Origin of the sequence: Roseovarius sp. CAU 1744, assembly GCF_039839345.1 — a bacterium.
Lineage (GTDB): Bacteria > Pseudomonadota > Alphaproteobacteria > Rhodobacterales > Rhodobacteraceae > Roseovarius.
Genome location: NZ_JBDOQV010000001.1, coordinates 1 through 20,687, shown reverse-complemented (window position 1 = coordinate 20,687; position 20,687 = coordinate 1). Strand labels below are relative to the sequence as shown.

At 60.9% G+C, this 20,687-nt stretch carries 25 protein-coding genes, 1 tRNA gene and 1 riboswitch; of the genes, 10 read left to right on the top strand and 16 right to left on the bottom strand.

Annotation, left to right across the window (positions count from 1 at the left end; all coding sequences use genetic code 11):
- Window positions 1–65: 65 nt before the first annotated feature.
- From AAFO92_RS00130 to AAFO92_RS00110, 5 genes are all read right to left on the bottom strand, one after another.
- On the bottom strand, window positions 66–698 hold the full coding sequence (locus AAFO92_RS00130; protein WP_347532401.1) for a tyrosine-type recombinase/integrase: 633 nt from the start codon (window positions 696–698) through the stop codon (window positions 66–68).
- Window positions 699–1,401: 703 nt separating this feature from the next.
- Window positions 1,402–1,905 carry a hypothetical protein gene (locus AAFO92_RS00125; protein ID WP_347532400.1) on the bottom strand — a complete coding sequence of 168 codons (504 nt, stop codon included), beginning with the start codon at window positions 1,903–1,905 and terminating at the stop codon, window positions 1,402–1,404.
- Window positions 1,906–1,971: 66 nt separating this feature from the next.
- The gene (locus AAFO92_RS00120) at window positions 1,972–2,670 is read right to left on the bottom strand and encodes a CbtA family protein (RefSeq protein WP_347533340.1); all 699 of its coding nucleotides are present in this window, start codon (window positions 2,668–2,670) and stop codon (window positions 1,972–1,974) included.
- 4 nt (window positions 2,671–2,674) lie between these two features.
- A complete protein-coding gene (locus AAFO92_RS00115; protein ID WP_347532399.1) occupies window positions 2,675–2,845 on the bottom strand; it encodes a CbtB domain-containing protein in 171 nt (56 codons plus the stop codon).
- 33 nt (window positions 2,846–2,878) lie between these two features.
- A riboswitch (cobalamin riboswitch) is annotated at window positions 2,879–3,095 on the bottom strand.
- Window positions 3,096–3,240: 145 nt separating this feature from the next.
- Window positions 3,241–3,573 carry a DUF1636 family protein gene (locus AAFO92_RS00110; RefSeq protein ID WP_347532398.1) on the bottom strand — a complete coding sequence of 111 codons (333 nt, stop codon included), beginning with the start codon at window positions 3,571–3,573 and terminating at the stop codon, window positions 3,241–3,243.
- 529 nt (window positions 3,574–4,102) lie between these two features.
- Between AAFO92_RS00110 and AAFO92_RS00105 the strand changes: the two genes are divergently transcribed.
- The 3 genes from AAFO92_RS00105 to AAFO92_RS00095 are packed head-to-tail and all read left to right on the top strand — an operon-like array spanning window position 4,103 to window position 6,338.
- A complete protein-coding gene (locus AAFO92_RS00105; protein WP_347532397.1) occupies window positions 4,103–4,321 on the top strand; it encodes a DUF3489 domain-containing protein in 219 nt (72 codons plus the stop codon).
- Window positions 4,321–4,737, top strand: coding sequence for a DUF2924 domain-containing protein (locus AAFO92_RS00100; protein WP_347532396.1), 417 nt, complete (start codon window positions 4,321–4,323; stop codon window positions 4,735–4,737). Before AAFO92_RS00105 ends, AAFO92_RS00100 begins: the two co-directional genes overlap by 1 nt.
- Entirely contained in the window at window positions 4,692–6,338 is a 1,647-nt protein-coding gene (locus AAFO92_RS00095) for a recombinase family protein (protein ID WP_347532395.1), read from the top strand. Before AAFO92_RS00100 ends, AAFO92_RS00095 begins: the two co-directional genes overlap by 46 nt.
- A 167-nt stretch (window positions 6,339–6,505) precedes the next feature.
- On the opposite strand, the gene AAFO92_RS00090 is transcribed toward AAFO92_RS00095, so the two are convergent.
- Window positions 6,506–6,580, bottom strand: a tRNA-Gln gene (locus AAFO92_RS00090).
- A 104-nt stretch (window positions 6,581–6,684) separates the two neighbouring features.
- Window positions 6,685–7,179 (bottom strand): SH3 domain-containing protein, encoded by a 495-nt coding sequence (locus tag AAFO92_RS00085; RefSeq protein WP_347532394.1) that lies wholly within the window; start codon window positions 7,177–7,179, stop codon window positions 6,685–6,687.
- Window positions 7,180–7,292: 113 nt separating this feature from the next.
- Between AAFO92_RS00085 and AAFO92_RS00080 the strand changes: the two genes are divergently transcribed.
- The 3 genes from AAFO92_RS00080 (at window position 7,293) to AAFO92_RS00070 (ending at window position 11,006) form a co-directional block, all read left to right on the top strand.
- Window positions 7,293–8,279 (top strand): D-glycerate dehydrogenase, encoded by a 987-nt coding sequence (locus AAFO92_RS00080; RefSeq protein WP_347532393.1) that lies wholly within the window; start codon window positions 7,293–7,295, stop codon window positions 8,277–8,279.
- A 60-nt stretch (window positions 8,280–8,339) separates the two neighbouring features.
- A complete protein-coding gene (gene ggt / locus AAFO92_RS00075) occupies window positions 8,340–10,121 on the top strand; it encodes a gamma-glutamyltransferase (protein ID WP_347532392.1) in 1,782 nt (593 codons plus the stop codon).
- Window positions 10,122–10,277: 156 nt separating this feature from the next.
- Window positions 10,278–11,006 (top strand): FCD domain-containing protein, encoded by a 729-nt coding sequence (locus tag AAFO92_RS00070; RefSeq protein ID WP_347532391.1) that lies wholly within the window; start codon window positions 10,278–10,280, stop codon window positions 11,004–11,006.
- 90 nt (window positions 11,007–11,096) lie between these two features.
- Here the strand turns inward: AAFO92_RS00070 and AAFO92_RS00065 are convergent, their stop codons facing one another.
- Window positions 11,097–11,660: a TetR family transcriptional regulator gene (locus AAFO92_RS00065; RefSeq protein WP_347532390.1), complete on the bottom strand. Its 564-nt coding sequence runs from the start codon at window positions 11,658–11,660 to the stop codon at window positions 11,097–11,099.
- A 160-nt stretch (window positions 11,661–11,820) separates the two neighbouring features.
- Between AAFO92_RS00065 and AAFO92_RS00060 the strand changes: the two genes are divergently transcribed.
- Both AAFO92_RS00060 and AAFO92_RS00055 read left to right on the top strand, forming a co-directional pair.
- Window positions 11,821–12,546 (top strand): DMT family transporter, encoded by a 726-nt coding sequence (locus AAFO92_RS00060; protein WP_347532389.1) that lies wholly within the window; start codon window positions 11,821–11,823, stop codon window positions 12,544–12,546.
- On the top strand, window positions 12,540–12,716 hold the full coding sequence (locus tag AAFO92_RS00055; protein ID WP_347532388.1) for a hypothetical protein: 177 nt from the start codon (window positions 12,540–12,542) through the stop codon (window positions 12,714–12,716). The genes AAFO92_RS00060 and AAFO92_RS00055 overlap by 7 nt, the downstream gene beginning before the upstream one ends.
- A 146-nt stretch (window positions 12,717–12,862) precedes the next feature.
- On the opposite strand, the gene AAFO92_RS00050 is transcribed toward AAFO92_RS00055, so the two are convergent.
- The 3 genes from AAFO92_RS00050 to prfA form a co-directional block, all read right to left on the bottom strand.
- Window positions 12,863–13,429, bottom strand: coding sequence for a DUF4167 domain-containing protein (locus tag AAFO92_RS00050; RefSeq protein ID WP_347532387.1), 567 nt, complete (start codon window positions 13,427–13,429; stop codon window positions 12,863–12,865).
- A gap of 220 nt (window positions 13,430–13,649) precedes the next feature.
- The gene (gene prmC / locus AAFO92_RS00045) at window positions 13,650–14,489 is read right to left on the bottom strand and encodes a peptide chain release factor N(5)-glutamine methyltransferase (protein ID WP_347532386.1); all 840 of its coding nucleotides are present in this window, start codon (window positions 14,487–14,489) and stop codon (window positions 13,650–13,652) included.
- Complete coding sequence (gene prfA, locus AAFO92_RS00040) at window positions 14,486–15,535, bottom strand: peptide chain release factor 1 (protein WP_347532385.1); 1,050 nt, start codon at window positions 15,533–15,535, stop codon at window positions 14,486–14,488. Before prfA ends, prmC begins: the two co-directional genes overlap by 4 nt.
- A gap of 63 nt (window positions 15,536–15,598) precedes the next feature.
- Between prfA and AAFO92_RS00035 the strand changes: the two genes are divergently transcribed.
- Entirely contained in the window at window positions 15,599–15,877 is a 279-nt protein-coding gene (locus tag AAFO92_RS00035) for a hypothetical protein (protein WP_347532384.1), read from the top strand.
- Here the strand turns inward: AAFO92_RS00035 and AAFO92_RS00030 are convergent.
- The 3 genes from AAFO92_RS00030 to AAFO92_RS00020 are packed head-to-tail and all read right to left on the bottom strand — an operon-like array spanning window position 15,818 to window position 18,453.
- Window positions 15,818–16,240, bottom strand: a complete 423-nt coding sequence (locus AAFO92_RS00030) for a DUF1499 domain-containing protein (protein ID WP_347532383.1) — start codon at window positions 16,238–16,240, stop codon at window positions 15,818–15,820. The genes AAFO92_RS00035 and AAFO92_RS00030 overlap by 60 nt on opposite strands.
- Window positions 16,241–16,269: 29 nt before the next feature.
- A complete protein-coding gene (gene speB, locus AAFO92_RS00025; protein WP_347532382.1) occupies window positions 16,270–17,235 on the bottom strand; it encodes an agmatinase in 966 nt (321 codons plus the stop codon).
- Window positions 17,236–17,289: 54 nt separating this feature from the next.
- Entirely contained in the window at window positions 17,290–18,453 is a 1,164-nt protein-coding gene (locus AAFO92_RS00020; RefSeq protein WP_347532381.1) for a M20 aminoacylase family protein, read from the bottom strand.
- Between the two features lie 62 nt (window positions 18,454–18,515).
- On the opposite strand from AAFO92_RS00020, the gene mazG reads away from it, so the two are divergent.
- A complete protein-coding gene (mazG, locus tag AAFO92_RS00015) occupies window positions 18,516–19,334 on the top strand; it encodes a nucleoside triphosphate pyrophosphohydrolase (RefSeq protein WP_347532380.1) in 819 nt (272 codons plus the stop codon).
- 149 nt (window positions 19,335–19,483) lie between these two features.
- On the opposite strand, the gene AAFO92_RS00010 is transcribed toward mazG, so the two are convergent.
- The gene (locus AAFO92_RS00010; RefSeq protein WP_347532379.1) at window positions 19,484–19,957 is read right to left on the bottom strand and encodes a hypothetical protein; all 474 of its coding nucleotides are present in this window, start codon (window positions 19,955–19,957) and stop codon (window positions 19,484–19,486) included.
- Between the two features lie 212 nt (window positions 19,958–20,169).
- Window positions 20,170–20,445: an I78 family peptidase inhibitor gene (locus AAFO92_RS00005; RefSeq protein ID WP_347532378.1), complete on the bottom strand. Its 276-nt coding sequence runs from the start codon at window positions 20,443–20,445 to the stop codon at window positions 20,170–20,172.
- Window positions 20,446–20,687: the final 242 nt, after the last annotated feature.

Sequence of the window (20,687 nt, the reverse complement as noted above, 5' to 3'; positions counted from 1 at the left end):
CCAGACCCGCAATCCAAATATGATTGGCGTTTGCAGGCGAACGGCGCTTGCCGTTCGCCCAATCCTCATATGTCGATTTTCTCGGCAATGCTCAGCGCATCTTCAAGTTCGACACCCAGATACCGCACTGTGCTGTCGACTTTCGTGTGACCTAGTAGGAGCTGAACCGCGCGCAGGTTTCCGGTTTTCCGGTAGATCTCAGCCGCCTTAGTGCGACGAAGCGAGTGCGTACCGTATCCGCTCGGCTCCAGACCAATCGACGTCACCCAATCGCGCACCAACCGCCCGTACTGTCGGGTAGAGATGTATGGGCGATCGTGAAACCGGCTGGGGAACATGAAGCGGCAGCCGATCATTTCCGGCGACGCAACCCAATTGGCCACGGAATCGCGGGTGTTTTCAGTCAGTTCGAACTGCACAGGCCGCTGTGTCTTGCTCTGGATCACCGACACTCGTTCGCGAACGTGCTCGGCTTTGACCAGGTCAGTGACCTGGAGTTTCACAAGATCACAGCCGCGCAACTTACTGTCGATGGCAACGTTGAAAAGCGCGACATCGCGAAGGTTCTCCGCGAGCTCAAGCCGCGCACGGATCGCCCAGACCTGTTTCGGTAAGAGCGGGCGCTTCTGTCCGACAAGACGGCCTTTGTTCCAGGCTCTGCGTTTCGGGGTGACAGCGGGAAGTTGGACTCTTGGCATGTTTTGCCCTCCATCCAATCCCTCCCAGACCCAAACATCAGCACCGCGCTGACACTGGAATTCTATCTTGTTCTGGAATGTCGGCTTCACAGGTCAGTTCAGCGGCAACGTCGCCGCGACCGCGTCAGGCCGGTGTGCCCCCCATAACGGCCATTCATCCATTATCTTCGAATGGGGGTTTTCGTACCTGCCGTCTTCAACTTCGCTGCATTCCTAACGAATGGCCGTTCTTCACGCCGCACAGAGGCGCTGAGAATGATACGGTCGCAGCGATTTTCGTGCTGCGTGCGCACGCAGCAAGATTTGGACACTTCTCCTATGGGCTCTACATGATGCTTCGCCGCTTGATGCACCAATGGCCGGGTTCGGATTGCGCAGCCGTCCACTTCATCTGCACCGAACGGAGAAGGAGCGGACGAACCGGCTTTTGCTCGCGCAGCTATTGCTGGCGCAGCAACCACTAGCAGGAGCGGCACACCCATCGTTGCGTTGCAGCTGAGTCGCCAATCCGGTCATTCGCGCGCGTCGATTCCCTTGAACCAAGAACGCACTTTCTCCGCAACCAGGCTAGACCGTCGAGATACGGGTAAGGATCGCACATAAGTCTGGATGTAGCAGGGTCAAATCCGGTCTGCGAACATCACGCAATGCTGGGGCCGCGTGGCCCCTGCAAATGATGTTCGATCTGGATATGAAATGCCGCTCAGGAGCCGTCATCGTCTGCTTGAACGATCAGCTTGGCCTCAACCGGCACGCCTTCAACCATTAGCGGGCTGTGGCTGTTGCCATTGAGGGAGACTTTTACCTCAACATCGCCTTCCGGCAGCGATGGAAGGTGTATCCAATTGGCATAAAGGCGCCCCAGCTTTTCGCCGTTGATATAGACATGCGCGTGACCTTCTCCGCGCATGTCTGCAGAGGAGGCGTTTTCCGGTGCAAAGCGAAAGTTATGCGGCGTTACACGCAGGTTCCAGCCCGTCATCGGATCCTTAATCATCTGGATCGCCACACTGGGGGTATCGCTGTCGGCTGGCAGGTTAGTGGCAGCGGAGTGCTTATGGGCTGCCATCTCTGTAGTGCCGTCATGTTGCGCCGGGTCAGTGTGGTCATGGCCGTCAAAGGTGGTACCGCTGCCGGCGGCGATCACAAAGCCGCCGCCACCACCAAAGATCAGTCCGATGGCAAAGAGGGCGAGAGAACGGGACATCTTGTCCTCCTTGAAAATTGAAAGCCCCCACCGGTGCGGCCGGCGGGGGCGCAATTGAACAAGAGATCAGGCCGCAGCAGCCGCGCGTTTGCCTTCCACCTGCCAGAAGTAGCCGGCAAAACTGCCCAGCAGTACCCAGGCGGCCATGCCGATGCCAAAGGCCCGGGCCGCAAATAGCGCCCCGATCTCGGTTGGAACCGGACCGGCGAAGCTGTCGGGCTCAGGTGCACCGATGATATGTGGTGCCAATAACAGTCCTGCGGCGGCCAGATAGCTCATCAGATTGCCGCCAAAGGCAATCAGCCACATGGCCACGCCTGCCGTAGCGACAGTGAACGTCCACCATATTTGGCGTGTAGCGACATCGGCTGCGGCCACGCCGGGCACTTCCGGAGCCAGCGACAAACCAGGTGCAAAGTGAAATGCGACAAAGCCAGCCAAACCCCACAGCAGGCCTGTGCGGCCGTTGATCTCATGCCCCCGGCGCTCGGCCATCGACATCAGTGCCACCAGGACCAGAGCATAGCCGGTGTAAGTCAACATCGTGAAGATGATGCTCAGGCCGTCGCGCATCGGCTCAGCGAACATGCCGGGCAAATCGGGGTGCGCGGTCACGGGATCAGCGCCAAAATGCACCAATTCGCCGCCCTCATAAAGTTCGGCGTGGAGAAGTACGGGCTGCACGAAATTCAGCTGCAGCAGGGCGGCAATCAGCCCCGCTGCAGCACCAGCGAACAGCGCGCTGGTCAGAATACGACTGAACATGGCCTTAGTGGCAGGGGAAGCCAGTTGCGTGGCGCACATCGTGAGCAGCGTCATGCAGGCCAGAAGCCTGAACATGGCCGGTCACTGTGATAATACCGAGACCCAGTATAAGGGCAAACACTGCCGGCAGCATATTTGAGCGTACAGCGGATGCCTTAATCGCTTTTGTTGTCATTTTAGTTCTCCTTGCCGTCACACCCGACGGCGCAAATTGCGTTTATTACACGGCCGGTCTCCTGACTCGCGGGTCGCTGCGGTCTTCCCCCTTCCCGGCGCCCTTACGCCAGTGGTATTGGAAGGTCGCTCGCCGCTCACAGTCGCGGGGGCGGTTGAGGCTTCGGTGCCGCGATTTGGTCCACCGTCCTCATTCCCGTTTCAGTTCCAGTGCTTAGGCACTTTTGAACACCGTATTGGTTATTCCTGTCTCAAAAGGCAATGGCTGGTCAAGTACGAAACCGCCGTACAAGAGTTCAGCAGCGCCATGTTCAATGGAATTTTGTCGCTGCCTTTAGAATTCGACAAACTAAACTCTATCGCTGGAGCTTCTCCCGGTGTGTCGCGGGCGGGTTACTACAAATCTGCCGGAATGCGGGCAATGGCCTTGAATCGCAGCTTTCCCAATGGCCGTACATCGGCAAAGTTGCCGTCTGGGCTGTCTCGATACATACGGATGAACGTCAAGATGTTTGGCAGATCTAGAGCAGAAATCTCACCGAATAGATATGCGGTCTTGCCGTCCTGTCGTACAGCCAACGTCTGTGGACGCAGGCAACCGGACATGCAGTCCACCTGCTGCAATCTTGCCTTCACCTCCGACGTCTCCAGCATTGAGGCGACTTGATCAAACAGTGCGGGGTCAGCGTCGCGGCAGGTTCTGCATAAAGTAACTGTTGGTTGGGGCATGCGCCGGGCAGATCCTTGATTGAACGATCCTCTTTGAGATTCAATATCCGCTGGTCACTTACTAGCTTGACTTCGAAACTCGATTCATTTTGACGCGATGCATTGGGAAAAGTCCATATGTGGGCGATCAGCATGTTCGCCAGAGCAAGTTCCCTTAGCCGTCGCGAATGCTCGCTGTGTCCTGCGACCCTAGCCTAGCCTTAAAATCTTTGTCGTGTCCGGGATGGATGGCAAGTGTCTCCGCTGCCGCGCAGCGTCATGAACCGAGCGAACGCAGCGACTTTCGTGCTGCGCGCGCTCGCAGCGTAAAATCCCGATTGCCGAGTTGGGCTCTCACCGGACCTTTGCTGCAGCAGTCGACAATATCTGCTTAATATCGTTTCCGCACATTTGGACTGGACTTCCTTTGCACCGCGAGCATGTGTGGGATGGACGGTTAGGAGGGGTCCTTCTGTAACTTTGCCCGGTTTCCCGGGCCTGTCTCAGTAGAAGACTGCGGGTTGTTCGCAGTTGCAAACTGGAGATAGAAATGACCAACAAGAACCCTCAAACCAAACGCACACAGCTCCTGAAACTCGTGAGCCGCAAATCCGGCGTTTCCATCAGTACGATCCAAAATAAATTCAACTGGCAGCCACGCACGGTTCGCGCAGAGATCTCACGGCTGCGTAAACAAGGATTGGTTTTGACCTGCGTGCCCTCACCAAATGGGCCAGTGTATCGGGCACAAACAACTGAGCGCGCCTGATGTCGGCACTGTTGGATGCCAGTGTCCAGGACATCGAAACCTGGGAACACACTAAGTGCTTGACAGCCTGGATTGCCCTGACAGGCGCCACGCCAGCTTCGCGTCTGTCATCGCGGTTTTTGCGCAAAGCCCTGAGCTTTGAATTGCAGTGCAAGAAGTTGGGTGGGCATTCCGGGGCGATCCGGCGACAATTGCGAGCGGGAACAAAGTCAACGCTAGTGCCCACCCAGGCACTCACACACGGCACGCAGCTCGTTCGACAATGGAACGGGCGGAGCTACCGGGTCCAAGTCATCGCAGATGGCTTTGAGATGGATGGTCAGCGCTATTCCTCTCTCAGCGCCATTGCCAAACGTATCACGGGCGCCGAATGGAGCGGGCCGCGGTTCTTTGGCCTGAACAAGCGTTCGGCATGAAGCGGATACGTTGCGCCATCTATACCCGCAAGAGCTCGGAAGAGGGGTTGGAACAGGATTTCAACTCACTCGATGCACAACGCGAGGCCTGCGAAGCCTATATCGCCAGTCAAAAGCATGAAGGCTGGGAGCTTTTGCCCGATCACTACGACGACGGTGGGATCTCGGGCGGGCATCTTGAACGCCCTGCCCTCCAGCGGCTGATGGCGGAAGTGGATGCAAAGCAGGTCGATCAGATTGTCGTTTACAAGATTGACCGGTTAACCCGCTCACTGGCGGATTTTGCCAAGCTTGTAGATCGTCTGGATCAGGCGGAAGCATCTTTCGTCTCGGTGACCCAATCCTTCAATACAGCTACAAGCATGGGACGTCTGACGCTGAATGTATTGCTCAGCTTTGCCCAGTTTGAGCGCGAAGTCACAGCCGAACGCATCCGGGACAAGATCGCAGCGTCCAAACGCAAAGGGCTCTGGATGGGAGGGAATGTACCTCTGGGCTATGAGCCGGACGGGCGAACCTTGCGGATTAATCCCGATGAAGCCGAAGTGGTTGGCAAGATCTACGATCTCTATGATGACTGGGGCGCCATGAACATGGTACGCGAGGCCGCGGCCCGGCTGGACCTTCGGTCGAAAGCCAGGCGCGCGCCCGACGGCAGCTTGCGCGGCGGCAACCTCATGTCCCGCGGTCAGCTGCATCACATCCTGACAAATCCTATCTATGCGGGGCGCATCCGGCATAAAGGAAAGGTTTTTGACGGTCAGCATCCGGCAATCATCGAATCGGCGCGATGGGATGCAATACAGGAAAAACTAAGCGGCAGTGCCGCAAAGGCACGTAAGACAAAGCAGCATCGCGATCCTTCTCCCCTTGCCGGCAAGATTGTTGACGAGCTTGGGGAGCGGCTCACACCCAGCCATACGAAGAAGGGCGACAAGCGGTATCGCTACTATCTCTCTCAGAAGCTGGTGACAGGTGTTACCCGCGCAGATGATAAGCAGCGGACATGGCGAATTCCTGCCGGGCAGCTGGAAGGCGCAATTGCAACCGCGGTGCAAAACCGTATCACGCAATTTTCTGAGGCCGCCAACGTCCATCAGTTTCCCGGTATCGAAACACCGGTGCCCGATGCAAAAGCGGTGTTAAATGTAGTCGAACGGGTTCAGGTCGCACCGGGCCAGCTAACGGTCGATCTGAATGCTGGCGTTGTACAAAAACTCATCGGAGCAGAACTGGATTGCGATCCGGGCGATCTGACTCTGGACTTGCCATTCACTGAGCGCAGGCGTGGCGTTGAGATGAAACTGGTAGTTGGCAACGGTGCAATGGCAGTTGATGAGAAACTGCTCAACAACATAGTTCGGGCCAATCATTGGTATCAACGCCTGAAAGAGGGACAGAGCTTTGAGACCATCGCTGCCGAAGCGGGAACCTCAAAACGCCGGGTCCAACAGGTCATCGACCTGGCATTCCTCGCACCGGACATTGTTCGTGATATCACCAATGGTGCCCAGCCCATGGGGCTGACATCAGACTGGTGCCTGCGTCACGACCTGCCTTCGGACTGGCAAGCGCAACGTCAGCGCATCTCAACTCTCTGAAATCCCCGCTTCGCGTATCGCGGAAATCGGCTTTCCAGACGAACGGGCTATCAGCGACCTATTTCCCGAAGCATTTGCGTCTGCGCAGACCAGCCTCACGCACAACCCACGGAAACCACGCAGTTAATTCACCGAGTGTCTGGTATCGTGGGTTTTGTGAGAATGGTTGGCTGGGGTGGTAGGATTCGAACCTACGATACACGGTACCAAAAACCGCTGCCTTACCACTTGGCTACACCCCAACGGTGCCGCGCTAATTACTCTGGACCTTGGTCCGGTTCAAGAGCGGAAAAGAAAAAAATGCTTAAAACCGGGCCAAGGCGACAGTTGCGCTGAATGTGCCCGATCAGTCGACGATTTCGTCCGCCCTGACACCCCAGAGGCGTTCTTTCGGCGCCCAGCCCTTGTAGCCGGCCGCCGAGAGGCGGCACCAGGTGGTGTCGCATTCCAGCACCCGTGCGATGACGCCGAGTTCAAGCCGGGCGACGACCAGTGCCTTGTCAGCCGGCTGCGACAGAAGTTCAAGCATGTCGTGTTCCACGATCACCGTGCGCGCACCGGACAGCAGGGAATAGTGGATCCAGCCGCCGACCCCGTCACGATCGCGGACGCGCCGCCAGTGCCCATGTTCGGCGGTAATTTCCAGGGGCACGTCCTTGCGGGTGAACACCCAGTCGATCCTGTGCGTCAGGCTGGGACCGCGGCGCACATTGCCTTCGCTTGCCTTCAACGACACATAGCGCGGCAGCGGCAGGTTGGTCACCGGGCCGCGATCCTGGCCCTGCACCGCGTTCCCCGCCAGCAGTGTCGCAACCACGGCACTCAAGAATACAGATTTCATTGCCTGCAACCGATTTCCGCTCAAACATTTTCGTCGGGGTTCTTGTGCCTCGACCTTTCCTGCGTCACTCTGGCACCAACGCGCCGGAATTGCAAAGGACAAGGAGAGGCCGAATGCCAGCTGCACGCCTGAGTGTTGTCGTAACGCGACGCCTTCCCGACGCTGTCGAGAAGCGCCTGGGAGAGCTTTTCGACGTGACACTGAATACCACCGACGCGCCGATGAGCCGGGCCGATCTGGCGAAGGCGCTGAAAACTGCGGACGTGCTTGTTCCGACGCTGAATGATCGTATCGATGCGGGGTTGATCGCGCAGGCCGGGGACCGGCTGAAACTGATCGCGAATTACGGTGCGGGCGTGGACCACATCGATGTGCATACCGCGCGCCAGCACGGCATCCTGGTGTCGAACACACCGGGCGTCTCAGCGGATGATGCGGCGGATATCACCGTGGGGCTGATCCTGGCGGTGACACGGCGGATGCCCGAAGGCCTGGCGGTGATGCAGGCGGGCAATTGGGATGGCTGGGCGCCGACCGCCCTGTTGGGTGGGCGCATCGCCGGGCGCCGGCTTGGCATTCTGGGCATGGGTCGGATCGGCCAGGCGGTGGCGCGGCGGGCAACCGCCTTCGGAATGCAGATCCACTATCACAACCGCAAGCGTCTGCGCCCGGAAATCGAAGAGGATTTCGGCGCCACCTACTGGGAAAGCCTGGATCAGATGGTGGCCCGCATGGACGTGATCAGCATCAACTGCCCGCACACGCCATCAACCTTTCACCTGATGAATGCGCGGCGGCTGAAGCTGATGAAACCGGACGCGGTGATCGTGAACACATCGCGCGGAGAGGTGATCGACGAGAACGCCCTGACACGGGCGCTGCGCGCGGGCGAGCTCGCCGGGGCGGGGCTGGACGTGTACGAGAACGGCGCCGACGTCAATCCGCGGCTGCGGGCGCTGAACAATGTGGTGCTCTTGCCGCACATGGCCTCGGCCACGCTGGAAGGGCGGATCGAGATGGGCGAGAAGGTCATTCTGAATATCAAGACCTTTGACGATGGCCACCGCCCGCCCGATCAGGTTGTGCCGGCGATGTTGTGACGAATGCCGTAGGCAAGGTCGTTTGACAGCCAAGGCGTCGGGAAAGGACAGTTTTCACCCATGTTGTTGCGGATAGGTCTGATCGCCCTCCTTGCCCTGACTGCTCCGGCGCGGGCGCAACAGGCAAGCGATACCGTGGCGCCCGAAGCTGCGGGGGCGGGCAGCCTGGCCACCTCCGCCGAGGCACGGGCGTCATTTGACGCAAAGGCCGCCGGCCGTCCGGTCGAAGCGCGCAACTGGATGATCAGCGCCGCCAACCCGCTGGCAGTCGACGCCGGCGCAAAAATCCTGCGCGCGGGCGGCAGCGCGGCGGATGCGATGGTGGCGGTGCAGGCGGTGCTGGGTCTGGTGGAACCGCAAAGCTCGGGACTGGGCGGCGGTGCGTTTCTGGTCTGGTATGACGGCGCCAGCGGCGACATGACCACGCTGGACGGGCGCGAGACCGCCCCCCTGGCGGCGACGCCGCAATTGTTTCAGGACGCGGATGGCGAACCGTTGCAGTTCTTCGACGCGGTTGTCGGCGGGCGGTCCGTGGGCACCCCCGGCATCCCGGCCCTGCTGCACGCCGCCCATACGCGGTGGGGGCGCGCGGAGTGGGCCGGGCTGTTCGACGATGCCATCGCCCTTGCCCGCGACGGTTTCACGGTCAGCCCGCGCATGGAGGCCATGGTTGCAGGCGATGCCGAAAGGCTGGCGCGCCATGAGGTAACCGCGGCGTATCTTCTGCCGAACGGCGCCCCGGTCAACGCAGGCGACAGGTTAACGAACCCGGCTTATGCGGACACGCTTCGGCAGCTGGCCGATCACGGCACGGCGCCGTTCTACACCGGCGATATTGCTGCCGACATCGTCAACACTGTCCGGGGAGAAACCGACAATCCGGGCGTTCTCGCCAAGGTCGATCTGGCGATTTATGCGGTAAAGGAACGCGCGCCGGTCTGCGCGCGCTACCGAGTCTGGCAGGTCTGTGGCATGGGGCCGCCGTCGTCGGGCGCGCTGGCGGTCGGGCAGATATTGGGTCTGCTCGAGGGCACGGACATGGCCGCGCTTGGCCCGCGCTCGCCGGAGGCGTGGCGCCTGATCGGGGATGCCAGCCGCCTCGCCTTTGCCGACCGGGGCCGTTACGTAGCGGATAGCGATTTCGTGCCCGTGCCCACCGCCGGTCTGGTGGATCCCGGCTATCTGGCCGCACGGGCCGAGTTGCTTGGCGGCGATGATGCCCTGCCCGAAGTGTCGCCCGGCACGCCCGAGTTCGACCATTCGCTGAACCGGGCCGATGATGCGGCGATCGAGATGCCCTCGACCTCGCATATCTCGATCGTCGATCAATATGGCAATGCCCTGTCGATGACCTCGTCGATCGAAAACGCCTTTGGTTCGCGCCTGATGGTGGGGGGGTTCCTGCTCAACAACCAACTGACGGATTTCTCGTTCCGCAGTCACCGCGACGGCATCCCGATCGCCAACCGGGTGGAACCGGGCAAGCGGCCCCGCTCGTCGATGGCGCCCACGATTGTACTGAAGGACGGCAAGCCCGTTCTGGTCGTCGGCAGCCCGGGCGGCAGCCAGATCATCGGGTATGTCGCCAAGACGATCATCGCGCATCTGGACTGGGGCATGGACGTGCAGGCCGCCGTCGCGCTGCCCCATCTGGTCAATCGCTTCGGCCCCTATGAACTTGAGATCGCCACCGACGCGCTGGACCTTGCCGTACCGCTCCGGGAGATGGGGTATGAGACCAATGCCCGCCCGCTGACATCGGGACTTCACGCGATTTCGATTGGCCAGACCTTGCTGGGCGGGGCCGACCCGCGCCGGGAAGGGATCGCCATCGGAGATTGACCCGGGCCGATTTTCGGGCCCTCGCCGTAAACTGCCGGTATCACCCATGCCCGCTGGGGTTGGCCAATCGGACAGTGAACCAATTTGGCCTATCTGGCTTCCCCAACCGCACCGGTCAAGCTATGCTGGCAGGGATTTCAACCGGTCAGTGCAACGATGAACAGAAAGATCCCTGAGACAGCGGCATCCATCGCCACCTCGCAGCCAATCGGCGCGACGGTGCAGATCGTGGTCGATACGCTCTTTGCCCGCATCAAGGCCGAGGAATATCCCATCGACACCCGCCTGCCGTCAGAACGAACCCTGGCTTCCGAACTGGGCGTGGCCCGCAACACGGTACGAGAGGCACTGGATGTGCTGGAAAGCCAGAGCGTGATCCGGCGTCGCGCGGGTTCGGGCAGCTTTGTCACCTATCAGTCCAGCACGCCGCAGGGCGCACCGACGGACTCGGTCGCGGACAAGACCAGCCCACTCGATCACCTGGTGGTACGCGGCATCCTCGAACCCGAGATGGTGCGCCTTGCGGTGGTCAACATGACACCGCGGATGATAACCGAACTGTCCGAAACGCTTTCGCAGATCGAGACCATCCAGACCGACATGGACAAGTTCATCGAGCTTGAGGAAAAGCTGTATATGCAGATCGCCGAGGGCACCGGAAACCCGCTGCTGGCGTCGTGCTACAAGCTGTCGATCGACACGTACCGGCAGAGCTTCCGCACCAAGCTGCGACGCCGCAACCTGACGCCGAAACGCATTCAGGATTACCAGAAACGCTATAACACGCTGTTCAACGCCATCGCCTCCCGCGATGTCGCTTCGGCGGTCGAGTTCATCAAGCTGCATCTGGTTGAAGAACAGCAGTTGCTGTTACAGGAATTCTAGCGCCCAGCGGGCGCCGCCTGATGACACAAGATCAGATTTGACCACAGACGCACCAAAGGCCGCCTTCAACGCGTCGCATTCATATCCAATCTAGCGGCGCACCAACTGAATCAACTGGTCAATTGTCTGGGTCAGGTGGTCGGGCTTCCCGATGCCGCGTGCGACCATCATGGCACCTTCCACGCCGGACACGAACGCCTGCGCAAACCTTTCAGGATTGATGTCGGGCCTGATCTCACCGTTTCGCTGGCCATCTCGCAGGACTGCGCTCAGCCATTCATGATGACCCTCGAAGAAACGCTCGACTTCGGCCCTGACGCGCGGGGGAAGCGTGGTCGCATCAATGGCCAGTACGCCGCCCAGACAAACCCGGCCTTCATCCTTCAGGATTTCCACAAAGAGATTTCCGTAGGCAAAGAGCATCCCGGGCGCGTCGGCGGCGGACAGACCGTCCAGCGTCTTTGAACACCATTCACGATAATCCCTGGCCGCGGCCTCTGCCAATGCGGCCTTGGTGGGATAGTGGTAATGTATGCTGGCACTCTTGATGCCCACCTCAGCGGCCAGATCACGGAAGCTAAAGCCGTTATAGCCACGCTCCATCATCGCCTTGCGCGCGACGCTTAGAATTTCGGACGCCTTGTCGTTCTGCATTGTCCTGTCAGCTCCCGCAAATCTACCAAGTACTAGATAGGGGATTGACAGCCAGGCGGTCAAGTGGCTACACGTCCACCTATCAAGTACTAGATAGGTTAATGGCTTCATGTCGAAATCTCATTCAGCGCAACGATCGCGCCTGTCAGGATCTGCACCAATGACAAGAGCCTCTATCGAGAATCTGGCCATGCTGTCGGTTGCGCTGTCCGGTCTTGCATGGGGTCTTTTCTGGATACCATTAAGGGCTCTGGATGAGGCCGGCATCGCCGGTGTCTGGGCCGTCGTACTGTTTTATGTTCTGCCAACGCTTCTTCTGGTGCCCATCCTGTTCTTGCGCCGGCGTCAGATCATGGCCGGGGGACCGACCCTTCACTTTGCCGGAATGCTCGCAGGGGTTGCCCTGGTTGGCTACGCGGGCGCGCTTGTGTTTACCGAGGTGGTGCGAGCCCTTCTGTTCTACTATCTCACGCCGATCTGGAGCACGCTACTGGCGCGAATCGTACTGGGAGAGGCCATTACCCGGCGCCGTTGGGGGACGATCGCCCTAGGGCTTTTCGGGTTATTGCTCATATTGAAGGTCGATGCAGGGTTCAGCGGTGGCCTCAACGCCGGAGACTGGATGGGGCTCATCGGCGGCCTGGTCTGGGCAATGGCGGCCGTCTGCATGAAATCGGACGAAACCGGCAGCGGCGCCGATTTCACACTATCCTATTTCGTCTGGGGAAGTGTTGCCGCGCTGTTGCTGGCAGCTCTGCCAATCGAGGGCTCGCAAGCGGCGCCGGATTGGGAAACCATCGGCGATGTGCTCCCCTGGATCGTGCCGGTCGTGCTCGTCTTGGTCATTCCCCCGGCATTTGCCATCATGTGGGGGCAACCGTGCTGAGCCCCGGTCTGCTTGCCATTCTGTTCATGACGGAAATCAGCGCTGGCACGGTGACGGCGGCGATCTGGGCCGAGGAGCCGTTCGGATGGCGCGAAATATCCGGCGTGATCCTGATCACCGCAGCCGGCGTGTTCGAACCGATCCTAAAGATGTCGCGCCGTAAACCCTGAACCGAAAAGACATCCCGGCGATACATAACGTTCAAGATGCCGGGTTCAGGACGGTCCTTCTGCAGCCCGCCGCGCCGGATTGGCGCGATCAGAACTGCATCGCGGCCGCCACTATTGCCGCTGCGGTGGTTGTCAGAAACGTCGTCCTACTCGGCCGCTTCCGGGGCGTCGGGCGCATCATCGCCAGTTTTGTCGCTGCCCGATTCGGAGGCGCTGTCTTCGACGGGTTTCGGCGCCCGCGGTTTGCGCTGACGCTTGGGTTTGGCCGGTTGCTGGCTTTCGGGGGTTTCGACCAGGCCGCTGTCGCTAGCGTCATGTTGATCCATGACGTCGGGCTGCGGTGTTTCGGACGGATCACCACCGGACGCGTTCGATTCGCGTTCCTGCCTCTTGGCACGCTCGCGGTCACGCTCCTGCTGGCGTTCGCGGTTTTCGCGTTCCTGCTGTTCGCGGCGGGCTTCCTGTTCCTTCTGGGCAGCGCCCAGAAGCCGCAGGTAATGCTCGGCGTGCTGTTGGAAGTTCTCCGTGGCAACCCTGTCGCCCGACAGCTGCGCATCGCGGGCCAGCTGATTGTATTTCTCGATGATTTGCTGCGGGGTGCCGCGCACCTTGCCCTCGGGCCCCGAGCTGTCAAACACCCGGTTTACGACATTGCCAACCGACCTGTTGTTGCGGTTGTTCTTATTCCGCGAACGTGACTTCGATGATCTCATGTTACTTGCTGTGCAGCCCTATGCTCAATGTGTCCGTTGATCCGACTGGCACCCCTTGCGCCGATAAAAATGAACCGGATCCGACATGTCTTGGCTTGAAATCAAGCGGGACCGCCCAAGGGCATCCTCCGTCTTGATGTATCATCCAATAAACATGCCAAGGGCCGCTAGACAAGAGCTAAGAGCGGTTTTTAGCCGTTTTATGCCCATTTTAGCCGGTTTATTGTGTCTTTTGGGGCTGTCCGCCGTGCCAGACGCCGCGCACAACACGGTCCCGGCCGTCCAGATCCGGCAGGATTCTCACGTCCCGGAATCCCGCCGCGCGGAACATGCCCGAGACCGCTGCGCCCTGCGTCCAGCCGATTTCGACCATCAGATGACCCCCTGCAACAAGATGCACGCCCGCCCCTATTGTAATGGCCCGATATGCGCTCAACCCGTCGCCCTCATCGGTCAGCGCCATGCGCGGCTCATAGGTGAGTTCCGGGGGAAGCACCGCCATCTCCTCCGCGGCGATATAGGGCGGGTTCGAGACGATCAGATCGAACGTGCCTCGCACTTCCGAAAACCAATCCGATGCGATCAGGGCCACCCGATGGTCCAACTCGAGCGCGGCGGTATTGCGGCGGGCAACGGCCAACGCCTTGTCCGACAGATCCGTGCCGACACCCGCTGCGTCAGGCCGCGCGGCCAAAAGGCTAAGCAGAATGCACCCCGATCCCGTTCCCAGATCGAGCACGTCGGAAAAGGGCACCTCAAGCGCCGCAATCACCAGCGTTTCGGTTTCCGGACGCGGGTCCAGGGCGTCCCCACTGATCTCAAAGCGGTGTTCATAGAAATCGCGATATCCCAGCAGATGCGACATCGGTTCACGGTCGCAGCGGCGGGCAACCAGCGTGTCGAACAGCCGTTCCATACCGCCATTCATTGCGTCCTCGTAATCGACATGGCGCCGCGGAAAAGCTGCACGCCAAAGCAGACGCGCTTCGCGTTGGGGATCCGGAATACCATGCTTGGCCAAAAGGCGTGCACCCCGGGCGATGGCCTCGGCCTCACTCACCCATTCATCTCCGCCAGCATCGTTGCCTGCGCATCGGCGGTCAGGGCGTCAATCACCTCGTCCAGATCACCGGCCATGACCTGGTCCAGCTTGTAAAGCGTCAGGTTGATGCGGTGATCGGTCATCCGGCCCTGCGGAAAATTATACGTGCGGATGCGCTCGCTGCGATCCCCGGTGCCCACCTGCGCGGCGCGGTCGGCGCTGCGTTCGCTGTCCGCGCGCTGGCGTTCCATGTCATAAAGCCGGGTCTTCAGCACCTGCATGGCAATCTCGCGATTGCGGTGCTGGGATTTCTCGGAACTGGTCACCACGATGCCCGTCGGCAGGTGGGTGATCCGCACCGCTGAATCGGTGGTGTTGACGTGCTGCCCGCCCGCACCGGAACTGCGCATCGTGTCGATACGAAGGTCATTCGCGTCAATCTGAATGTCCACATCCTCAGCCTCGGGCAGCACCGCCACGGTTGCGGCACTGGTATGGATACGCCCGCCGGATTCGGTCTCGGGCACCCGCTGCACCCGGTGCACACCGGATTCGAACTTGAGCCGGGCAAAGACGTTTTCGCCCTTCACATGGGCCACCGCCTCCTTGATGCCGCCCAGTTCGCTCTGCTGTTCTTCGATCAGCTCGAAATTCCAGCCATGCGCCTCGGCATAGCGTTGGTACATCCTGAGAAGATCACCGGCAAAAAGCGCCGCCTCGTCCCCGCCGGTGCCCGGGCGGATTTCAACGATGGCAGGGCGCCGGTCGGCCTCGTCCTTCGGCAAAAGCGCCAGTTGCAGGGATGATTCCATCTCCGGCTGGCGGGCCTCCAGCGCGGCCAGCTCCTCGGCGGCCAGGTCACACATCTCCGGATCGTCCAGCAGGGACCGCGCAGCTTCGATATCGTCGACAAGCTGACGATAGGCGCGGATTTCCTCGACCACGGGCCGCAGATCGGCATATTCCTTGCCCAGTTGCGCAATATCGCCTGCCCCTTCGGACATCTGCGCCTCGATAAACTCGAAGCGCCGGGTGATCTGCTCTAGTCGGTCCAAAGGTATCATGGCGGCTGATGTCCCTCATCCGGGGCAGTTGGTCAAGGGCGCAGAACGTGATATAATCACGCCATGAGATGGCTTTGCACACTCCTGATCGCCGCCAGCCCGGCGCTGGCGGATGTAAAGAGCAATGGCAAGACGATCGACTGCTACTGCACCGATCGTCAGGGCGAACGCGTGGAACTGGGCGAGATGACCTGCCTTCAGGTCGATGGCCGCATGTTCATGGCACAATGCCAGATGTCGCTGAACGTGCCCATGTGGCGCGAGGTATCCGAGGGCTGCCTGTCATCCTCCCTGCGCCAGAGCATCCAGCCAGCCGTCGATACGGGCGGCGTTGACTCCTAGATCTGACACCCCGAAACGCGCGCGCCCGTAGATCTCAAGCCTGCGGTCCCGGCGCACGACTGTGGTGAAATCGGGAAATCCGAAAACGGCGCTGCGGGTGACATAGGTGATCATGCCTTCATCCACGGACCCGGCCAGATGGCGCGTGCGCGGCGTCTGCCGGATGATCGCGTCCAGCCGCGCCAGGGAGTCCCCGTCCGCGTCGATCATCCGGATTGCCCCGTTGAGTCGCTTCTCGATTAGCGCCAGATCAGGCCTTTGATGCCAGCGCGCAACATCCACCGGCGCAATCCGAACCCACCCGATCGCCGCCCCGAGGACGATCAGGAATATCACCAAGCCAATCAAGAACCAGCCTTTCATCTTGCCCCAAATACTCCCGCCGGAGGCCCCTACCCCTTGCGCCGGGTCCAACCCCAGAGGCAGATCAGCTCCATCGCCACATGCGCCCCCGCAATCGCCGTGGCCCCGGTCGTGTCGAAAGGCGGCGACACCTCGACCACGTCACCGCCCACCATGCTGATACCGGCGATATCACGCAGGATGATCGACGCCTGCGCGCTGGTCAGCCCGCCCCAGACCGGCGTGCCGGTACCGGGCGCAAAGGCCGGATCAAGCCCGTCGATGTCGAAGCTCACATAGGTGGCGTGCTCGCCCAGTATGGATTTGATCTTGCGGGCAGCCGCCACGGGTCCGCTCTCATGCACCTCGCGCGCGTCGATGATGTTGAAACCCATCGTGTCCGGGTTATGGGTTCTGATCCCCACCTGGACCGACCGCGCCGGGTCGATCAGGCCCAGCTTCACCGCCTTGTAGAACATCGTGCCGTGGTCGATCCGGTCCATGTTGTCATCCGCCCAGGTGTCGGAATGGGCATCAAACTGCAACAGCGATAAAGGCCCGAACCGCTCGGCATAGGCCCTGAGGATCGGGAACGAGATATAGTGATCGCCGCCCAGGCAGATACTGGCGGCCCCGGCGTCGAGAATTCCCTTGATATGCGCCTCCAGCGCGCCCGGAAATTCGCTGACCATCGCATAGTCGAAGGCCAGGTCGCCGTAATCCACGATCTTCAATTCGCTCAACGGATCATATCCCCACCCGTACGGGGCGTCGGGGCTCTGCAGGGCGCTGGCCTCGCGAATGGCGCGTGGCCCCAACCGGGTACCGGTGCGGTTGGTCACCGCCTGATCGAAGGGAATACCGGTTATGGCAAGATCGACACCCGTCAGATCCTTGGTATAGCGGCGCCTGAGGAACGAGGTCGCACCGCCGAAAGTGTTTTCGTTGCTCAGGCCCCGCATGTCTTCGCGTGTGAAAGCGTGATCGACCTGATGTTTTGCGTCTTCCAAAGCCATTCTGATGCCCTTTTGAGGATCGGGGTGGGTGGGTGGGCGAGCCTCAAAAGGGCATCATGCCACCGGTTGCGCCCGCTCGACAAGCCGGGCAAAGAACGAGGCGCCCACCGGCGCCACCGCATCGTTGAAGTCAAACCCCGGATGGTGCAAGGCGGGGGCATCCCCCTGCCCCAGGAACAGATAGGCGCCCGGCCGTTCGTTGAGCATGTAGGAAAAATCCTCGGCGCCCATCTCGCGTGTCCGGTCGGTCACGACCTGGCCCTCACCCACCACCTCGCGGGCGACCTCCGCGGCAAACGCGACGCGGCCCGCATCGTTCACCGTCGCGGGATACCCTTCCTCGATGCGCAGCTCGGCACTGACACCAAAGGCTGCCGCCTGCCCATCGGCGATTTCGCGCAGCCGGGTCCAGACCATCTGCTGAACGTCCGGGTCGAAGGTGCGGATCGTGCCGTTGATATAGGCGGTGTCGGGGATGACGTTGTCGACTGTACCGGTGTGGATCTGCGTCACCGACACCACCAGATCGTCCAGCGCGTAATGGTTGCGGCTGACGATGGTCTGGATTGCCTGCACCATGCCCACGGCGGCCACAACCGGATCGCGTGTATCATGCGGAAAGGCCCCGTGCCCGCCCCGGCCCTGAATGTCGATGTGAAACGTGTCCACCGCCGCCATGATCGGCCCCGGACAGGTCTGAAAACCGCCCGCCTCGGCACCCGGCAGGGTGTGCAGCGCGTAAACCTGGGAGATGTCATGGCGATCCAGTATACCTTGCTCGACCATCACCCGGCCGCCGCCCGGTCCTTCCTCGGCGGGCTGAAAGATCAATGCCACTCGGCCCGAGAAATTGCGCGTCTCAGCCAGGTATTTGGCCGCTCCCAGCAACATGGTCGTATGTCCGTCATGACCGCAGGCATGCATGACACCGGGGTTTTCCGACGCCCATATCGCGCCTGTTGCCTCGTCGATCGGCAGGGCGTCCATGTCGGCGCGCAATCCGATCACCGGCCCGTCACCACGCCCGTCAATCATCGCCACCACGCCGGAGGTGGCAATCCCGGTCTCGATCTCGGTGATACCGAATTCTCGCAGCCGCTCGACCACGTAGGCAGCGGTCTGATGACAGTCGAACCCCAGCTCGGGATGGGCATGCAGATGCCGCCGCCAGCCGGTCATTTCATCGGCAAAACCGGCAATGCGATTGATCACCGCCATGTCTGGACTCCGCCCCGATTGCTTGTCACCTTCCACTCAACCCCAAAGAGGATGGAACCGCAATGCCCGATGACGCCCTGATCCATGACGCCAGCCAGGCCATGCCCCGCCTCGTCGAGATCATGCGCCGCCTGCGCGACCCCGATAGCGGCTGCCCCTGGGACATCGAGCAGGATTTTCGCACCATCGCCCCCTACACGATCGAAGAGGCCTACGAGGTCGCCGATGCGATCGAACGCGCCGACTGGAACGAACTGCGCGGCGAATTGGGCGATTTGCTGCTGCAGGTCGTCTTTCACGCCCAGATCGCGCAGGATCGTGGCCTGTTCCGGTTTGACGACGTGGCCAATGCCATCGCCGACAAGATGGTCGACCGCCACCCGCATGTGTTTGGCGACGAAAGCCGCGACAAATCGGCCGAGCAGCAGACCCGCGACTGGGAAACGGTCAAGGCGGCCGAACGGGCGGCAAAGGCCCAGAACGGGACGCTCGACGGGGTCGCCACCGGTCTGCCGGCGCTCCTGCGCGCGGTCAAACTTCAGAAACGCGCCGCCCGGGTCGGGTTCGACTGGCCCGATGCAAGCCATGTGCTGGACAAGATCACCGAAGAGGCCGCCGAGCTGCGCGAGGCGGCGAACGGGCTGCCCCAGGAGAAGATCGAGGAGGAATTCGGCGACCTGCTCTTTGTCATGGCCAACCTGGCCCGGCACATGAAAATCGACCCCGAAGCCGCCCTGCGCGGCGCCAACGCCAAATTCACCCGCCGGTTCGAACGGATCGAGGCGTTGCTGGCCGAACGCGGCAAATCCCCGTCACAATCCGATCTGGCCGAAATGGACGCTCTCTGGGACCAGGCAAAAGCAGAAGAACGCAAGGCCTGACATTGCTCTAGCGGCGCGCGTAACGCCGTTGGCGAAGCGGAAAGATTGCGCCGCCGCCCGTCGGCCCCGCGGCCGTCATGACGCGGCGGCTGGCCACAACCTTAACAAGAGGCCCGCCTCCGGGCGGAGGCGGGTTTCTCATCAGTCACTTATTTCTGTTTCAGCTTGGCAACCTTTGGTGCCGCTTCGGCCGCCGGCACTTCGACCAGCTTGGCGCCCCCGACAACAAGGCCGATTGTAAGGGAGCAGCGCACATAGGATGTGCCGCCCTCCGGGACGGATACCGTCAGTTCCTTTTCCGCCAGCGTCCGCGCCGTCAGTCGGTGCGTTCCCGGCGCCACCTTGACCGTAGTCGCGCGGCCCGGCGTGCAGGTTGCGGCGTCATTGCCGTCGACAAAGACCTTGGGTTGAACCGCAAAACCCGCATAGGACGTCCGATAAATCACCAGCTTGGTGTCACCATCGCCCCCGGCAGCGGCCGTGACGGGTTGCGCCGCATTTGCCTCGGCAGCTGGTTCGGCACTTGCTTGTTGAGGGGCCTCTTGCGGCTGGTGAGTTTCGGCGCAAGCGCCCAGAAAAAATGCTCCCAGGAGCGCGGCTGTTCCCGACTTAATTACACTCATTTATCGTACATTCCCTTGTTTGATGCATAGCCGACAGGCTGCCTAGGTCTACACCTCATACGGGTAGAGGTGTCAAGCGAGCCGGCAACAGATTACGGTGGCCCGCCAATAGGTTGACGTAAGGGAACCCCGTCCCGGCAGCGCTTCCACCGCATCAACCGGCATTGCCGTGGCTTTCAGATGTCACGATCGTCGAACGGGCTTTCGCCCACCTACCCGCACCAGATCCGGGTGATCACCCCATCCTCATCCAGATCCACGTTCAGCCGGTCAATCCGGTGGTCCATCGTCATCGCCGATCCCGGCGGCAGGACGCGCAGGGGCCGGCCGTCCTCCTGGAAATCGCGCGCCTCATACGGCAATCCGACGAGCAGTTGCAATTTCTCCGCGCCACAGGCGTCGTCACCTGTTGCCTGTCGCGTCGGGGGCGTTTCCTCGGGCAGACAGGCAACCAGCGTCAGCAGAGAGATGAAAGCGACGGTGCGCATGCGACAGTTCTCCTCGGTTTTGCGGCAAAGCTTCAGGAAAGCGTCGCGGAAAGGCAAGCATCAGGCGTTGCAGCATTGAAATACTGCAGTGTTTCGCCCAAAGTCCCCGCAAATCAACTGGGAGGACCTATATCATGCGGACGAGAGCTGCGGTTGCCGTTGAAGCGGGCAAGCCGATGGAAATCATGGAGGTGAACCTTGACGGCCCGAAGGCGGGCGAGGTTCTGGTCGAGATCAAGGCG

Coding starts and splice junctions, on each gene's coding strand:
- AAFO92_RS00130 (WP_347532401.1), bottom strand. CDS start 698: ATGCCAAGAGTCCAACTTCCCGCTGTCACCCCGAAACGCAGAGCCTGG.
- AAFO92_RS00125 (WP_347532400.1), bottom strand. CDS start 1,905: ATGTCCCGTTCTCTCGCCCTCTTTGCCATCGGACTGATCTTTGGTGGT.
- AAFO92_RS00120 (WP_347533340.1), bottom strand. CDS start 2,670: ATGTTCAGTCGTATTCTGACCAGCGCGCTGTTCGCTGGTGCTGCAGCG.
- AAFO92_RS00115 (WP_347532399.1), bottom strand. CDS start 2,845: ATGACAACAAAAGCGATTAAGGCATCCGCTGTACGCTCAAATATGCTG.
- AAFO92_RS00110 (WP_347532398.1), bottom strand. CDS start 3,573: ATGCCCCAACCAACAGTTACTTTATGCAGAACCTGCCGCGACGCTGAC.
- AAFO92_RS00105 (WP_347532397.1), top strand. CDS start 4,103: ATGACCAACAAGAACCCTCAAACCAAACGCACACAGCTCCTGAAACTC.
- AAFO92_RS00100 (WP_347532396.1), top strand. CDS start 4,321: ATGTCGGCACTGTTGGATGCCAGTGTCCAGGACATCGAAACCTGGGAA.
- AAFO92_RS00095 (WP_347532395.1), top strand. CDS start 4,692: ATGGAGCGGGCCGCGGTTCTTTGGCCTGAACAAGCGTTCGGCATGAAG.
- AAFO92_RS00085 (WP_347532394.1), bottom strand. CDS start 7,179: ATGAAATCTGTATTCTTGAGTGCCGTGGTTGCGACACTGCTGGCGGGG.
- AAFO92_RS00080 (WP_347532393.1), top strand. CDS start 7,293: ATGCCAGCTGCACGCCTGAGTGTTGTCGTAACGCGACGCCTTCCCGAC.
- ggt (WP_347532392.1), top strand. CDS start 8,340: ATGTTGTTGCGGATAGGTCTGATCGCCCTCCTTGCCCTGACTGCTCCG.
- AAFO92_RS00070 (WP_347532391.1), top strand. CDS start 10,278: ATGAACAGAAAGATCCCTGAGACAGCGGCATCCATCGCCACCTCGCAG.
- AAFO92_RS00065 (WP_347532390.1), bottom strand. CDS start 11,660: ATGCAGAACGACAAGGCGTCCGAAATTCTAAGCGTCGCGCGCAAGGCG.
- AAFO92_RS00060 (WP_347532389.1), top strand. CDS start 11,821: ATGACAAGAGCCTCTATCGAGAATCTGGCCATGCTGTCGGTTGCGCTG.
- AAFO92_RS00050 (WP_347532387.1), bottom strand. CDS start 13,429: ATGAGATCATCGAAGTCACGTTCGCGGAATAAGAACAACCGCAACAAC.
- prfA (WP_347532385.1), bottom strand. CDS start 15,535: ATGATACCTTTGGACCGACTAGAGCAGATCACCCGGCGCTTCGAGTTT.
- AAFO92_RS00035 (WP_347532384.1), top strand. CDS start 15,599: ATGAGATGGCTTTGCACACTCCTGATCGCCGCCAGCCCGGCGCTGGCG.
- AAFO92_RS00030 (WP_347532383.1), bottom strand. CDS start 16,240: ATGAAAGGCTGGTTCTTGATTGGCTTGGTGATATTCCTGATCGTCCTC.
- speB (WP_347532382.1), bottom strand. CDS start 17,235: ATGGCTTTGGAAGACGCAAAACATCAGGTCGATCACGCTTTCACACGC.
- AAFO92_RS00020 (WP_347532381.1), bottom strand. CDS start 18,453: ATGGCGGTGATCAATCGCATTGCCGGTTTTGCCGATGAAATGACCGGC.
- mazG (WP_347532380.1), top strand. CDS start 18,516: ATGCCCGATGACGCCCTGATCCATGACGCCAGCCAGGCCATGCCCCGC.
- AAFO92_RS00010 (WP_347532379.1), bottom strand. CDS start 19,957: ATGAGTGTAATTAAGTCGGGAACAGCCGCGCTCCTGGGAGCATTTTTT.
- AAFO92_RS00005 (WP_347532378.1), bottom strand. CDS start 20,445: ATGCGCACCGTCGCTTTCATCTCTCTGCTGACGCTGGTTGCCTGTCTG.